This is a genomic window from Magnetococcus marinus MC-1 (assembly GCF_000014865.1).
Taxonomy (GTDB): Bacteria; Pseudomonadota; Magnetococcia; order Magnetococcales; family Magnetococcaceae; genus Magnetococcus; species Magnetococcus marinus.
The window spans coordinates 26,725-41,893 of sequence record NC_008576.1 but is presented as its reverse complement, the minus strand read 5'-3'; the positions used below and the strand labels follow the sequence as shown (position 1 = coordinate 41,893).

At 56.0% G+C, this 15,169-nt stretch carries 15 protein-coding genes; 2 read left to right on the top strand and 13 right to left on the bottom strand.

Annotation, left to right across the window (positions count from 1 at the left end; translation table 11 throughout):
• The first annotated feature begins 4 nt into the window (after nucleotides 1-4).
• Complete coding sequence (locus MMC1_RS00195; RefSeq protein WP_041640464.1) at nucleotides 5-190, top strand: hypothetical protein; 186 nt, start codon at nucleotides 5-7, stop codon at nucleotides 188-190.
• On the top strand, nucleotides 190-1,944 hold the full coding sequence (locus MMC1_RS00190) for a tetratricopeptide repeat protein (RefSeq protein ID WP_011711741.1): 1,755 nt from the start codon (nucleotides 190-192) through the stop codon (nucleotides 1,942-1,944). The genes MMC1_RS00195 and MMC1_RS00190 overlap by 1 nt, the downstream gene beginning before the upstream one ends.
• Nucleotides 1,945-1,958: 14 nt before the next feature.
• On the opposite strand, the gene bioA is transcribed toward MMC1_RS00190, so the two are convergent.
• The 13 genes from bioA to hemE form a co-directional block, all read right to left on the bottom strand.
• Complete coding sequence (gene bioA / locus MMC1_RS00185) at nucleotides 1,959-3,272, bottom strand: adenosylmethionine--8-amino-7-oxononanoate transaminase (RefSeq protein ID WP_011711740.1); 1,314 nt, start codon at nucleotides 3,270-3,272, stop codon at nucleotides 1,959-1,961.
• Nucleotides 3,273-3,406: 134 nt separating this feature from the next.
• Nucleotides 3,407-4,027 carry a dethiobiotin synthase gene (gene bioD, locus MMC1_RS00180; protein ID WP_011711739.1) on the bottom strand — a complete coding sequence of 207 codons (621 nt, stop codon included), beginning with the start codon at nucleotides 4,025-4,027 and terminating at the stop codon, nucleotides 3,407-3,409.
• Entirely contained in the window at nucleotides 4,024-4,668 is a 645-nt protein-coding gene (locus MMC1_RS00175; RefSeq protein WP_011711738.1) for a hypothetical protein, read from the bottom strand. The genes bioD and MMC1_RS00175 overlap by 4 nt, the downstream gene beginning before the upstream one ends.
• Before the next feature lie 27 nt (nucleotides 4,669-4,695).
• Entirely contained in the window at nucleotides 4,696-5,688 is a 993-nt protein-coding gene (bioB, locus tag MMC1_RS00170) for a biotin synthase BioB (protein ID WP_227665286.1), read from the bottom strand.
• A gap of 25 nt (nucleotides 5,689-5,713) precedes the next feature.
• Entirely contained in the window at nucleotides 5,714-6,526 is an 813-nt protein-coding gene (gene bioC, locus MMC1_RS00165; protein WP_011711736.1) for a malonyl-ACP O-methyltransferase BioC, read from the bottom strand.
• Nucleotides 6,523-7,221: an alpha/beta hydrolase family protein gene (locus tag MMC1_RS00160; protein WP_011711735.1), complete on the bottom strand. Its 699-nt coding sequence runs from the start codon at nucleotides 7,219-7,221 to the stop codon at nucleotides 6,523-6,525. Before MMC1_RS00160 ends, bioC begins: the two co-directional genes overlap by 4 nt.
• A 72-nt stretch (nucleotides 7,222-7,293) precedes the next feature.
• Entirely contained in the window at nucleotides 7,294-8,481 is a 1,188-nt protein-coding gene (bioF, locus tag MMC1_RS00155) for an 8-amino-7-oxononanoate synthase (protein WP_011711734.1), read from the bottom strand.
• 99 nt (nucleotides 8,482-8,580) lie between these two features.
• Nucleotides 8,581-9,213 carry a hypothetical protein gene (locus MMC1_RS00150; protein ID WP_011711733.1) on the bottom strand — a complete coding sequence of 211 codons (633 nt, stop codon included), beginning with the start codon at nucleotides 9,211-9,213 and terminating at the stop codon, nucleotides 8,581-8,583.
• Nucleotides 9,214-9,328: 115 nt separating this feature from the next.
• Nucleotides 9,329-9,880, bottom strand: a complete 552-nt coding sequence (locus tag MMC1_RS00145; RefSeq protein WP_011711732.1) for a c-type cytochrome — start codon at nucleotides 9,878-9,880, stop codon at nucleotides 9,329-9,331.
• Between the two features lie 70 nt (nucleotides 9,881-9,950).
• On the bottom strand, nucleotides 9,951-10,664 hold the full coding sequence (gene dnaQ, locus MMC1_RS00140) for a DNA polymerase III subunit epsilon (RefSeq protein ID WP_011711731.1): 714 nt from the start codon (nucleotides 10,662-10,664) through the stop codon (nucleotides 9,951-9,953).
• Nucleotides 10,664-12,055: a protoporphyrinogen oxidase gene (hemG, locus tag MMC1_RS00135; protein WP_011711730.1), complete on the bottom strand. Its 1,392-nt coding sequence runs from the start codon at nucleotides 12,053-12,055 to the stop codon at nucleotides 10,664-10,666. Before hemG ends, dnaQ begins: the two co-directional genes overlap by 1 nt.
• A gap of 262 nt (nucleotides 12,056-12,317) precedes the next feature.
• Entirely contained in the window at nucleotides 12,318-13,724 is a 1,407-nt protein-coding gene (gene hemN, locus MMC1_RS00130; protein ID WP_011711729.1) for an oxygen-independent coproporphyrinogen III oxidase, read from the bottom strand.
• On the bottom strand, nucleotides 13,724-14,794 hold the full coding sequence (gene hemE, locus MMC1_RS00125; RefSeq protein ID WP_011711728.1) for a uroporphyrinogen decarboxylase: 1,071 nt from the start codon (nucleotides 14,792-14,794) through the stop codon (nucleotides 13,724-13,726). The genes hemN and hemE overlap by 1 nt, the downstream gene beginning before the upstream one ends.
• Nucleotides 14,795-15,169 lie beyond the last annotated feature (375 nt).

Genomic DNA, 15,169 nt, shown 5'->3' with positions numbered 1-15,169 from the left:
AACCATGAATCGCAGAACACGCTATGATGGCCTAAGCGGCACCCGTACCACCAAACAGCGATGGCCTAAACGGGTTCTATTGGTGGTCATCGTGCTGGGCGTGATCACCCTTGCTTTGCAGAGCTGCCAGGGTAAACGGATTGAGTCCACCGAGCGCTACGAATCGTTGACGATCCCGGAGAAAAAGTGATGAAACCGCAGCATGGGCTCAAGGGTGGGCGACCCCAGCGTCGAGGACAAGGCCCGGCCATGCTGCTTGCCGCCGCTTTGATGTGGGGCTCTGCCCAGGCTCAGGAGGCCCCTCCCCAGGTACAGGATGTGATCCCTCAAGGCAGTGCCATTGCCCCACCCGATGCCATTGAGTCATCGGCCCTCACCGGGTTTGAGTCCATTGGGCGGCCCTTTCCCCTTACCCCCAATGCGGTACGCCGCATGCTGGAGCAGGGTCAGGCCCAGTTGGCGCTGATGCTCAGTGAACAGGCCCTCAACCGGGGCAGTGGAGCACCGGTCACGGCGTTGCGTTGGCGGGAGCTCAAGGCCCGTGCCCATATGGCCCTAGGTCAGCAAAGCCAGGCATTGGAGGTACTGGAAAGCCTACCCACCGACACCATTGACCACACCCCGGAACTGGTGTTGATGATGGCCCAAGCGCAGCTCGCTAACGGTCAATTTCAAGAGGCCAGGGGGCGCTTTTCCCGCTTTTTAGTAGAGAATCCCGGCCACCCCCACGCCTATATTGCCCAGCGGGGCATCGGTATCTGTGAGTTAAAGCTTGGCGCGTTGGATCGAGCCCGCCTCCAGTTAGGACTCTACCGGGAGCGCCCAGACCGGCCCGAGCCTGACCCTGAGTGGATCTTGGCCATGGCTGAGCTCTCCCTTGCCCAAGGCGGGTGGGAGATGGCCCGTCATGGTCTTAAACAGCTGCCGGAAGAGACCCGCCGCAGCCAACCTGCGCGGGCGATCTTTTACCGCGCGGTACGCATGCAGGTCGCAGAAGCTGCCCAAACAGAGTTCACCCCCAAGCTGCTCATTGATCTGGAAAGTGCCCTGGCCCATAACCCTGGCGAGACCGAGGCACAGGAGCTGCGCATCCTGCACGCGAAGCTGTTTCACCAGTGGGCCACAACCCCGATTAAACGCGAAAAAAAGCCCACTGCCACGGTTCAACGCCTTATGCAGCGGCGCTGTCTGCTGCGCACTTTGCTTAACGCACCGCAGGGTTTGGAGCAGGCTCTCTTTCTAACCCAGCTGTTGGAACTGGAACAAGAAGCCCCCTTGGGACTCACCGCAGCGGGAGGGCTATTAACCCCTGAGGGTTTGGGCCTGACCCCCCTCACCCCACCGGTGCGGGCGGTCTTGGCTGAAACCCTGCTCCAGCAGCAGCGTCTTGCCGAGGCGGTCGCACTGTTAGGTTCCCAGCGCGAGCGGGATGGGGATCTGATCCGGTTGCAACTGCTGGCCATGGATACCTCCATGAGCGATGTCACCCTGGAGAGCCTTTTAGAAGAGCTGTCGCCCTCTGGCACCAACGGGGAACCTATGGTGTTACCCAGCCCCCTGCTTGAACCCATCGCCAAAGCGCTGCTGGCCTATACGCGGCATGGTCGTGAAGCCCAGGCTGAGCTGCTGTTGGCCCAGCTACAGACCCGTGAGGATGATCCCGCTGTTATACGGCTGCTGGCCTACCAAAAGGGGCTGATGTTGGAGTCACTGGGGGATCTGGAAGAGGCGCTGCTGCACTATGCAGGTATGAGCTTTCCCGCCGAAAAGATTGCCCCAGCTGCCGACCGCCTGCTGCCGGAGAGCCCCAAGGAGGCCACCGCCCGCCTGCTTATTCAACTGGGTAAAACCAGCGAAGCGGACAAACTGCTGGGAAAAACCGAAACCCCGTCAAACAGCCCCAAGGGTGGCACCCCCACCCCTGCTGGTGTGGTCAAACCCTAAGCGGCTTTTGTCCCCTACAGCAGCGTATCCAGGGCCTCTTCAATAGCGTCCCAGCCCTGGTGCAGTTGTGCATCGCTCACACAATAGGGTGGCAGTAGATAGACGGTATTCCCCAAGGGGCGCATCAACAATCCCTTTTCAATAAAAAAGGCCTTCAACTTGGGGCCAATCTCTGCCCCATAGCCGCCATCGGCCACCCGCAGGTCAATGGCCCCAATGCTCCCACAGACCCGGGGCCGCACCGCCTTGGCATGCTTCTGCAAAGGCTCTAAGCGCTGCTGGTGTAGTGCGGCGATCTGGCCAATCCGGGCCAAGCTGCCCTCTTGCTCAAACAGCTCCAACGAGGCCAGCGCCGCCACACACCCCAGCGGATTGGCGGTAAAGGAGTGGCCATGGGCCAACGCCCGTTCAAACCCCTCCCCCATAAATGCCTGATAGATGGGCTCTCGCACCACCGTCACCGACATGGGCATAAATCCTGCGGTCAAGCCTTTGGAGAGACAAATAATATCCGGGTAATCCCCACATTGCTGAAAGGCAAACAGCGTTCCGGTACGGCCAAAGCCGGTCATCACTTCATCCAAAATCACCAACACCCCGGCGGCCCGGCAGCGCTCCATCACCTGCTGCACAAAACCCGCACGGGCCATACGCATACCCGCAGCTCCCTGCACCAAGGGCTCCATAAGCAGCGCCCCACACTGCGGGCCATGGGTGGCGAGGTAGTCATCCAACTGGCTTAATACCAGCGCCTCCCGCAGCTCGGGGGTGGGATCACCCAGCCAGGTGGCCGGATAGTCCAGCAGATCCACATGAAACAGCATGGCTTGAAAGGCGTCAAAAAAGCCCGAGCCCTGCCCCATCGACATGGCCCCCACCGTATCCCCATGATAGCCCCCACGAAACGCCACAAAGCGATGCCGTGGAGTACCCTGGTTAATATGGTATTGGGCCGCCATTTTAAGCGCCACCTCCACCGCCGTAGAGCCATCATCGGAAAAAAAGACGCGGTCTAAATCACCCCCCAATGTTTCACTCAGCCGCGTTGCCAAATTCACCGCCGGGGCATGGGTAAACCCAGCAAAAATCACCTGCTCAAGGGTCTGTGCCTGTTGGGCAATGGCGGCGGCAATGGCGGGATGGGCATGACCGTGGGTCGTTACCCACCAAGAGGCATTTAAATCAATAAAGGTACGGCCATCCACACTGGTCAGGGTGGCACCACGAGCCGAGGCCATGGGAATGGGATCTGGAGCGGTTTGCGCCTGAGTAAAGGGGTGCCAACAGTGACGTTTATCCCATTGGATCAGATCGGCTGAAGGGGTCATCGGTTTCTACGCTCAAAAAGGAGTGATGGAGCATTAAGCCCACGGTAACGCACCCCAGAGCCGCGCACACACTCGGCGGAGGCCCCCTTCGATGGTGCGTTTTGACCACACATCCACCCACCAAACGACCGCGCCTACTCCGCCCAACCCACCGCCGCCAACCGCTCTGGGGTGAGGGGCTCAAGGGGAGGAATATGGGCCAACAGAGGTCGCTGGCCAAAGTGCCGCAAGGCGGCAAAGTTGGAGGGATTGGCCTCGCCACAGGCGATTAATCCCAGCACCTGCAAGCCCCGCCCCTCTAGCGCTTGCAGGGTAAGCAGGGTGTGATTAAGGGTACCCAATCCGGTGCGCGTTACCACAATCACCGGCAGCCCCAACCACACCATAAGGTCCAACATGGTGTGCTGTTGGTTGATGGGCACCAAAACACCACCAGCCCCCTCCACCACCAGTGGAGCCTCACACGGGGGCAGTTGAAAATCCTCCAGATGGATGGCAATGCCCTGGGCCGCAGCCGATGCATGGGGCGAGAGGGGGGCCTGTAGGCGAAACCGTTCGGCAAACAGCCGGCTGCTATCCAGTTGCGCCAGCTCCGTCACCACTTGGCTATCGGTGGCTCCCTCCAAGCCCGACTGAATGGGTTTCCAATAGCTGGCTTGCCACTGATGCAGCAACCAAGCGCTGGCAACACTCTTACCCACGTGGGTATCGGTACCGGTTACAAAGACACCACGGGCAGGCGGGGTTAAGATCAAGGCCGCTTGTCCCGATAGTTTTCGGCCTGATCTTCCAAATTTTCCATGCGTTTGTCCGACAGGCCCAACTTTTTACCAAACCCTTTCAACACCTGACGATCCAGCTCCGAAGGTTGATAATCCGCATCCACCCCTGCGGATTCTGCCAAACCCATGAGCTCTTGTTTTTTCTGCTCCAGGTAGCCATGATCAACCCCTTTAAGGGCTTCTCGCACGCCACCATCGCGTAGGGCATCCAACAGCTCGGGGTTATCCCCCATCGTCTCATCGACAATGCCCAGCGCTTCACGGCCCGCATGGATTTTACGCTTCAAATCCTCCAGCAGGCCACCCCCTTCCAGATGCCCCGCATTGAGCTCTTCCTCTGGCCCCATGTCTATCCCCCCTTCACGGATCACCAGCTCATGCTCTTTAGAGGTATCCGCCTTTACCTGACTCCAACCCAGATAGTCCAAGAGGGGATTCCAGCGCTCTGGGGTCAAATAGTAGTCCGCGGGCAACTCCGCCTGCCGCTGCTTCTCCTCCAGATAGGACTCCACAAAGGGCTCCCAATCGTTTTTTGGGGGGCTGGAATCGGAGCATCCAGCCAACAGCAGTAGGCTTAGCGCAGCGCTCCAAAATCGGTCGCGGGGGGACAACATACTTCAAGCTCCTTGGTCGAAGAGGGGCTACTCCTCCTCTATTTTCTCCACAAAAAAACCAGCATCTTCCACCATTTTAACGGTCTTCTCCGCCATATGACCAGTGGTATTCAGATAGCCTTCTGCAAACAGGGAGTTCGCCGGGTAGAGGGCCATGGACTCCATACCCCGTAGATTGCTCTCTCGCCCCCCTGCTGCCCGTACCTCGGCATCGGGATTAAAAAAGCGGAACAGCGCCAAGGCCCGCAAAGCATACGCCGGCGTCAACTGGTCCACCGCCCCCAGTTGAGCCCCCTCGACATGCACATAAAAATTAACGGGGATCGAGCGGGCCTGCAAGCTCCGCAGGGTGGTGGCAACCTCCACAATCTCTTCGGGCTTTTCCCCCATGCCGATAATGATGCCACTGCACACCTCCAGCCCTGCGCGGCGGGCCTCCTGCAAGGTGTTCAGACGGTCCCCATAGCTATGGGTGGTACAAATAGAGCCATAATAACCATCGGCGGTATTGAGATTATGGTTGTAGCGGTCCAACCCAGCCTCTTTCAGCTCACGGGCTTTGTTGGCATCCAAAAAGCCGGCCGACAAACAGACCTCCACCGGCCAGCGGGATTTAATCTCCCGAATCAGCTTGGACATATGGTCGATGCGCTCCGCATGGGGCGAACGCCCCGACGACACCATGCAGTAACGATAGGCCCCGGATTCATAGGCTTTGCGTGCCCCTTCCAGGATCTCCTCATCACTTTTGATGCTGTATTTCTCAATGGGTGCCTTACTATTTTTAGCCTGGGCGCAGTAGTTACAATCCTCAGAGCAGTAGCCATTCTGCACATTGTTGAGAATATGGATGCGTACACCCCGCCCAAAATGGTGAAACCGCACCCGAAAGGCCGCTTGCAATAAGGGTAGCAGCTCGATACCCGGATCGGTCAACAGCCGCAACCCACTCTGGGCGTCGGGTAGCTGACCAGCCAAGGCGGCCTCGGCCATACTATCCAGCCATGCATGACCGCTCAAACCCGGTTCACCCCGGCGACCCGTTTCAATGGATGGGGCGGTCGTCGAAACTGCGTGTATAGAATCCGTAGAGTACATGATAAGTCACCGTAAAACCGTGTTGTCCACCCCGGGTTGCCTGCAACATGCGCCGCATCAGCGCTGCCGATACCGGACGATGCTGCCCAGAGGGTTGATGCGCCCCAACCTCGCGCAAGGCGCGTAAAAAACCGTGTCCCGAACTGTGGGCCACCGGAATATGATCCTCCTCCACATCCCCCTCACCACCGCTGGGCCACATCTCCTGCAACTGAGCCACATCGGGATAATCCGGGCGCCCAAAGGGGGAGCCATATTGGGCACACACCCCCCGCCACTCCCGAAAGGTCTCATCCCCCAGGGTGGCAAAGGCCAACATACCATTGGTCTTTAACAGCGAACTTAACCCCTGTAATGCCCCTGGCAGATCACCAAACCACTGCATCGCCATGCTCGATACCACTAGGTCAAAGGGACCACGCACCGCGCAGTGCTCCCCATCCATCACCATAAACTGGCGCTGACCCGGTAGATCCGAGAGATGGGATTGGCAGCGCACCAACATGGGCGCTGAAATATCGGTAAACAGAAACGACCCCCCCGGCCACTGGCGCATCAAATGGCGGCTTAAAAAACCGGTCCCGCAACCAATTTCCAACACCCGTGGCCGCTCCGGCAGTGGAAAATCCACCAACCGCTCCGCCAACTCATCGGCCACATGCTGCTGTACCAGCGCCTTACGGTGGTAGTTCAGCGCCCGACCAAAATTTTTCCCCACACGTCCATTGCGGTTGCCTTCCCCTCGGTTGGGCAGGTTCATAACCACGACTCCAAACTCTGTTGTAACGCTGCGGCCATCTGCTGACCATGGGTCAACGGTAAGAGGTGACTACCCCCCTCGATCCACTGTAATGCCGATCCACCAAACATCTGCTCACTCATGGCGGCGCTCACAATGGCATCTTCACGGCTGGCAATGGCCAAAAAGGGGTGCGACCACCCCTGTAATATCGCCCGCCCATCCCAACGGCTAATCGCCGCCAACCCCTCATCCAAACGGGCCACATGGGGCTTGACCCCAGGGGGCAGACCCATGACCGGCAAACCACTCCGGCTGCCAAAATCCCGCAGCACCTGCATGGCATCCACCGTCAACTGCTTGCGCATGCGCCCAATCACCCGCGCACCCACCCCATGGGGAAAATCAGCACCCTGGTGAAAACGGCTAAAACCGTTGATAAAAACCAAGCCCCGGCAACGCTCCTTACAGCGGGCGAGTGCCGCCATCTGCGGGGTTTCGGCCTCCCCCAGCAGCGCTTGCAGCAACCACAACCCCCCCATGGAGTGCCCAACCCCCAGCCAATCCCCCTCCGGCAGGGGCACCGTCACCTGTCCATGGGGATGAAAAAAACCCAAATCGGCCCGTAACAGCTCCACGGGCCCCATATGCCCCAGCATGGGCCGCCACAGGCCAGGAGCCAAGCCCCAACCATGGACCATCAACACGGTTCTCATCGCACACCCATGCCAAAGAGCCTTGCCCTTGCCAATCCTCGACCACCCTTTGACCCCGCCCAAACCCCAGTCTCAACCATTGATCTCTCGCAAACAGCGGGGCACCGCAGCGGCCAGCAGGCTCCAATCCTCATCGCTGTGGGCGGCACTCAAAGAGAGCCTTAAGCGACTGGTTCCCTCCGGCACGGTCGGTGGACGGATGGCGATCCCCAACAGACCCTCTGCCCGCAACCCCTCACTCAACGCCAAAGTACGCTGCTCATCCCCCACCATCACCGGAATAATCGGCGTCGAACTGTTACCTGTATCCAAACCCGCTGCGCGCAAAGCAGCTCGTACCCGCTGGGCACCCGCCAACACCCGCGCCCGTACCTCGCCCATCTGGGGCAGCAACTCCAACGCGGCATCCATCGCCCCCAACACCCCAGGGGGGAGAGCCGTGCTGTAGATAAACCCCCCTGCCCGATTGATCAGGTAGGCCCGCAGCGCGTGGCTACAGGTCACATACGCGCCAAATCCCCCCAACCCCTTGCTAAAGGTCCCCATCACCAAATCCACCTGCCCCGGATAGGCCGCCGCCAAACCAAAGCCATCGGGTCCCAATACCCCGGTGGCATGGGCTTCATCCAGATATAAAAAGGCCCCATAACGCTGTTTGAGCGCGATCAACCCCCCCACATCAATCCGGTCTCCATCCATACTGAACACCGTTTCGGAGAGGATAAATTTAGCGACCTTTTCCCCTGCGTGCCTCTTTAACAACCTCTCCAGATGGTCCAGATCGCCATGCCGATAGCGTAGCTGCCGCACCCCCGCCAATTGGACACCGTGATGCATGGAGGCATGGTTTAACCGGTCGGAAAAAACCAGTGGCTCCCCCCCCAACACCCGTTTATCCAACAGCGCCGGAATCACCGAACTGTTGGCCTGATAGCCCGCATTGAGCACCAATGCAGCCTCACACCCCTTACCTGCCACCAAGCGGGCTTCAATGCGTGCAAAGGGCTCCAGATCGCCACACACCAGCCGCGAAGCCTGGGCCCCTGTCCCCCACTGCTCGGTCCACGCCATGGCCCGCTGCTTCAACAGGGGGTGATCTGCCAAACCCATGTAGTTGTTGGATGAAAAGTTGATCAGCTCCACCCCATCCCGCAACACCCGGCCACGGGGCAGCGGCTGCACCGCGTGCAGCTGACGCCATTGACCCGCCGCCTCTCTGCTTTGACAAAAGGCACGGTATGCTAAGTGTGGTTGCTCCATAGCCGCCAGTTTAGTCAACTTACTAAACAAAGAAAAGGTTTACTTAGCCCACCGGTCACGGCTTTGATGCAGAGGGTAAAAGGTAGGCTGGAGCAAGGTTTAATAACGCATTTTATACCAGCAGACAAAGCTGTGGTTGGCTTGGCTCTTATTACGCTGTCGCATGGGGTCCTGTTGATCCATCTCCAAGATGGAGCGACAGCGCAGTGTCCCTTGTGTACGGGAAAGCGATTCATCCAACAACGCTTCCAGGGTGGCAAACAACGTGGGCGAGACCCCCTCCAGGCGCATCACATTCCCCACCAGCCCTACCCCAATCGCCTCAGAGGCGGTGCTAATGGACTCAAAAGCGAGGCGTAAATGGTGTATATAGCCCTGCTCGTCGTTGTAGCGGTAGCTGTTGATGCCTCCCTCACCATCGCCCTGGGGAAGCTGCATAACGATGCCAGAAAATTGCGTTTCAAAGGCGGCCTCTAGCGGAACATGGGTACGTCCCGTATTGGAGGGGTCTCCTGGTACGCGGCCCGTGCGTTCATGGTAAAGATCATAGGCTTGTACCCAGCCGCCTATAAAAACGCGGGCGATCTTTTTGTTCTGCGCATTGTGTTGCAGCTCAATCCCCACCATGACGATACCCAACAACCCGCCGATAATGAGCAGACCTAGCAGCATCTCAATCAAGGTGATACCCAACATTTTGTCATGGCGATGACAGCACCACCGCAAAAACATGGTTTACCCCCCCTATTTTATCATGCCGGGCCATGCACCCATGGAATACCAAACCCCCCGCAGCACCCACCCCACACGGTTAAGCTGGCTCGACCTCACTTACACGATGAAGCTTTTAACGATTGTTGGCATAAAAATGGACCACATCCTCGATCTGCTCATCGTTTAATTCGCCGATAAAATTGCGCATTTTTTCTGGCTGTGGCGGTATTTTACCCGCTGTTCTAAACTGGTGTAGGCGCAGACGCAGATAGGCCATGCGCTGACCGGCCAAGCGGGGATTTTCATCAAATTGCACCCTACCCCCCTCGCGGTGACAGCGCTCACAGCCCTTAACCAAGCTTTTGCCCCGCTCTGCCCGCTTTTGCTCCACCGGTTGCCAGGGACTTACCCAACGTTGCTGGGCAAAGTGGGCAGCATAGGCCGCCTGTTGGTGCGGGGGTATCTGCCTATGGGCGGCCACCTCGGTGGGGCGTTTGCCTGTGGCATAATCTTTTAAAACCTCTGTTAAATAAAATGTATTTTGGCTGCCAATCAGCGGCGTAACATCGGTTTTAACCGGTTCACCGCTCTTTTTGTGGCAGGGCAGACAGGGCTCTAACAGCGAACCTCCGTAGGATGGACTGGGGATCATCAAAACCGCCACCACACACAGCCGCAGTAACATGCTTGGTTTGACTCCACTTAACAGAATCTACAGCGTTCAGGCACGCCCAGGGATGGATGGACAATACCCCCTAGTTTTTGTTCCACACTGCACCGCCGGACTCTCTGTCCAACAACTGCAAAAAGGCCTCATGGGCCTGCGTGCTCTCTTCACTCACCTGCCAGTCGCGGGGAGCCATCATCAGCCCTGGACCGGGTGCGCCATCTTTTGGGCTATCCGACGGCTGCGCAATTCGGCCGCTCTCATCGGCGGCCATCTCTAAACTAAACTGGTTGCCCCCCATCAGCTCCACATAGACTTCTGCCAATAGGTGGGCATCCAGCAGTGCGCCGTGGAAGGTCCGTCCCGAGTTATCAACCCCCAACCGTTTACACAGGGCATCCAGGTTGACCGTGGAGCCGGGAAATTTACGCCGGGCTAAGGGAATGGTATCAATGGCCCGTTCCATGGGCATGACCAAGCGTTTATTCAGACGGGTAAGTTCGGCATTTAAAAAGCGCATATCAAATTCGGCGTTGTGGATAACCAAGCTATCCTCGCCGATAAAGGCCAAAAATTCGTGGTATATTTCCTTAAATTTTGGGCTGTTGGCCACATCGGCATCGGTAATACCGTGTACTTTGGTGGCGTCAGCGGGTATCTCCCGCTCGGGATTGACATACCATTGCCGTTCATCCCCTTTGCGCATATTGACCAGTTCAACACAACCGATTTCAATAATGCGGTGGCCCTCTTTGGGATCAAAGCCGGTGGTTTCTGTATCCAGAACGATCAATCTCTCCATCAGGAAACCCCCGCTAGGATCTTCTGTGCGCTCTTCTCGCCGTTTAATACACAGTCGGATACGCTCACCCCATCCCGCCAGTTAGCACGCAAATGCAGCCCTTTGTAGCCTGCCAATGCCCTATCAATATCCCCTACCCGTTGCAAATGGCCCTGTTCATATTGGGCGATGGCATGAGTATAGCGGGTTAGGTGGACATATTCGGCCCCGTGTTGGATGCCTAGGGCGGCCATCATATCCTGATCCACCTGAGTCACCACCTTCTCCTCTGACCATTGGGTGATGGAGGGGTTGGTCATACCCCCGATAAAGCAGGTGAGCAGCGCTTTATCTTGGGGAGCTCGACCTGGGAACAGGGTGGTGGAAAAGAGTCCACCAAGGGTTGTAACCTGCTCTTTTCGTGGTATTAAAAAACCAAATCCATCGAGAGAATGGTTTATATCTTGTTTGGCATAGCCCAGGGCCACCGAATCCACAGGGGCGTAGCGGATGCTCTCCAGCAGGTCTGCGGCTTGAGGGCTTAGGGGGCGCAGCAGTTGGGCGGAGACTGAAGCGGGAGTGGCCAGCACCACTTGGGAGGCGATGATGCTGTGGGGTTCACCCCCGTGTTGCCCCCCTTGTTGCCAGCTAACCTGCCACGCAGCGCCATGTTGGCAGAGGGCGGTTACTTGGGCGTTGGTGTGGATGCTCTGGTGGGGCAACCTGTTCGCGATGGTGGCGGGCAGAGTTTCCATACCTGTCTCAAAAGAGATCATGCGTCCACGGGGCATGCCGGCGGCTTTACGGATTTTTCCCAGGGCGATGGCCCCTTTAATCAGGGAGCCATATTTGGCTTCGAGCGCATAGATTTTAGCCACAGCGGCCCGTACAGAGAGCTGTTTAGGGTCGCCTGCGTAGACGCCAGAGACAAAGGGTTCAATGGCGTAATCGAGGAACTCTTGACCCAAACGTCGGATGACAAATTGGGCAATACTCTCTTCTTGTTCGCTCTTACCGATAAAGGGCTCCAGGCATAAGCGTAGTTTGGCAGAGAGGGAAAACAGGGGTGTTTTTATAAATCCTGGTGGGGAGGTTGGCAGCACATGCAGTTGACCCCCTTTCATAACAAAGCGGCGGGCGGCTAGGGGGTTGGCTTCTTGAAGTTCGGATTCCAACGCCATATCTGTGATGATACGGCCCAAGGCATCTTCTTCGTCGCCGGGTTTTTGCAGGGTGGAGTTGGGTCCGTGTTCGATCAGGTAGCCTTCCGGGTTACGGCTGGTGCGTATATTACCGCCCACGCGGTCACGGGACTCCAGCAATATGACTTTTTCTCCCTTTTTATGCAGAAACCAGGCTGTGGAGAGACCGGAGATACCGCCGCCGATGATAAGAATGGGATTTTTTGTCATGCTGTTATAATCCTGAACGGGGCTGGGTGGGGGATCTCTTTTTCAAAGGATAAATTTTTCCGAGGATCATACCTTATTTCATTGTTTTTACGATTGAAAAAAGGTTAAGCGCCACCCTGCACCCGCTGGGTGGGCAAGCAGAGCTCACCCACCCAGCCTCCCCCGATCCCTTTTCATAAGGCTCTAGGGTATGCAAGGTCTCTCCAATAGCCCCTCTACCATATCGACCCGTGCAAGGATCTCCATGGCGATAAACCCCTTACTATATCGTCCGCGAAAAAGTCTTCTTCTGCTCTGCATTCCGTAAATACCAATCAAACGTCATGCATATGTTGCGTATCAATAACCGACCACCCGGCGTACACCGTATCAAACGTCCATCATCCTCAATCAACCCCTCCTCTACCATACGCTTGATATCCTCCTGCTCAACACTAAAATATTGATCAAAATCAATATGATGTTTTTTGGATATCTGCTCACGATCCAACTGAAAATCGCAAATCATGCGCATAATAACATCCTGACGCAACATGTCATCTTCCGTCAGCTCCAAACCCTTGAAAATGGCCAATTCGCCACGCTCAATACGCTCATAATAGGGTTCTAACTCCTTGATGTTCTGCGCAAACGTATTGCCAATCTGGCTGATGGATGTCGAGCCCATCGAAACCAAATCACACTCCGCATGGGTTGTGTAACCCTGAAAATTGCGATGCAATACCCCCTGCCGCTGCGCCACCGCTAACTCATCATCCGGCTTGGCAAAATGGTCCATGCCAATGTACACATAACCCGCTTCCACCAACATCTGCGCCGCCATCTCCAATATCTTTAACTTGGTGTCCGGCGATGGTAAATCCGCCTCGTTGATGCGCCGCTGAGGCTTAAAATATTGCGGTAAATGGGCATAATTAAAAACCGCTAAACGATCTGGATCCAAATCCTCAATGGTCGCCCTCAAAGTTTCCCTAAAACCTGCCTCGCTCTGAAAGGGTAAACCATAAATCAAATCCACATTCACCGACGCATAACCAGAATCCCGTGCCTCATCCACCACCCGCTTGGTCAAATCCAATGGCTGTATGCGGTTCACCGCCTTCTGCACCACCGGATCCAAATCCTGTACACCTATAGAGATTCGATTCATCCCCATCTTGCGCAAACCCGCCACCGCCCCAACCGGTAACTCCCGTGGGTCTGCCTCAAAGCTATACTCCCCCCGCGCATCCTCCACCAACGTAAAGTGCGCGTTCACCGCATCCCACAACCGTTGCAACTGCCCATTGTCCAAATAGGTGGGGGTACCTCCCCCCAAATGCAACTGCACAACCTCCCGCTTGCGGTCAAATAAGGCCCCCATACGGGCGACTTCCTGAAGCAAATACTCCAAATAACGCGCCCCCCGCGCACGATCTGGCGTAATCACCTTATTGCACGCGCAGTAATAACAAACCGTGTCACAAAAGGGGATGTGAAAATAGAGCGATAATGGCTTGCCAGGATCCTTCTGCTGAGAACGCGCCACCGCCTGCCTAAACGCATCAGGACCAAAATCCTCACGAAAATGCGGCGCCGTTGGATACGACGTATAACGCGGACCCGACTTGTTGTAGCGGTTGATCAGCTCTAAATCAAATTGCCATACCTGGCTAATGGGCGCATGCATCACGCTACTCCCTGATGAATTTTCAAGCCCTCTTCCTTTACCGCCCTTACCAACGCTTCAACATGATCCGGGCTCATATCCGGTGCCATGCCATGCCCCAAATTAAAGATATGTCCCGGATGCGGCCCAAACGCCTGCAAAACCTCCCGCGCACCTTGAGCGATACGCTCTGGCGATGCATACAACAGCGCAGGGTCCATATTGCCCTGTAAGGCAACCTTATGACCAATCCGTTCCCTTAATGGACCAATCTCCGAGGTCCAATCCAGACCCACTACATCACAACCACTCTGCGCAATATCTTCCACCATGGCGTTGCAACCCTTGGCAAACAGAATCACCGGTATCCGCTCACCCGCGCTATTGGTCCGATCCAAACGATCCACCACCGCCTTCATGCTGCGCAACGAAAATTCCCTAAAAGTCGGCTGACTCAATACCCCACCCCAGGTATCAAAAATCTGCACCGCCTGTGCGCCATGTCTAATCTGCGCATTTAAATAGGCCGCCACCATATCTGCTAACTTGTCCAGCAGCAGATGCATCGACTCTGGCGCGTCATAGAGCATGCCCTTAACCAAACCAAAGGTCTTACTCGACCCCCCCTCCACCATATAGGTCGCCAACGTCCAAGGAGAACCCGAAAAACCAATCAAAGGGATCTCCTCGTTCAACGCCTTACGAATCGAGGCCACCGCCCGCATCACATAATCCAAACTATCCTCTGGATCGGTATGTATAAGCTTTTCAATATCTCCATGCACACGCACCGGCGGATCCAAAAGAGGACCCTCCCCCGTGGCAAACCGAACATCCATACCCATCGCTTCAGGAATGACCAAAATATCCGAAAACAGAATCGCCGCATCCAACCCATACCGGCGAATGGGCTGCATCGTCACCTCAGTTGCCAACTCTGTATTTTTGCACAACGCCATAAAATCCCCAGCCTGTGCCCGTGTTTTCCGATACTCCGGCAGATAACGCCCCGCTTGACGCATTAACCAAATAGGCGTGCGGTCTACAGGCTGACGAAAACAGGCTTGGATAAAGCGGTGTTTGGATTTCATGAGAAACTTTCACAAAAATAGTAACGGCAAAACAAGCACCCTGTTTTTCAACCATGGTGCGACTTGCCAAACTTAAACAGAGAAGAGTCAGTTCTATGGACTATACGGATTTGGCGGGCGCAGTGTCAATTCCAGGGACCACCGCAGGTTAACAATTATTTCTAAATAGATTTTAAAAGATTGAATTAGAAAAAGGTGCTGTGGATAACTGGAATAAACAAAAAAACATATTGAAATTCAAATCATTAAAAGAGCATATAAACGTGCATAAAGCCTAGGATGATCCCCCTATAATTTGGGGAGCAAAAGATAATCACGTCAAAAAAACGAGTTATGAACAGCCAGAGATAGCAGGTCAACAGGGGTTTTGCACAA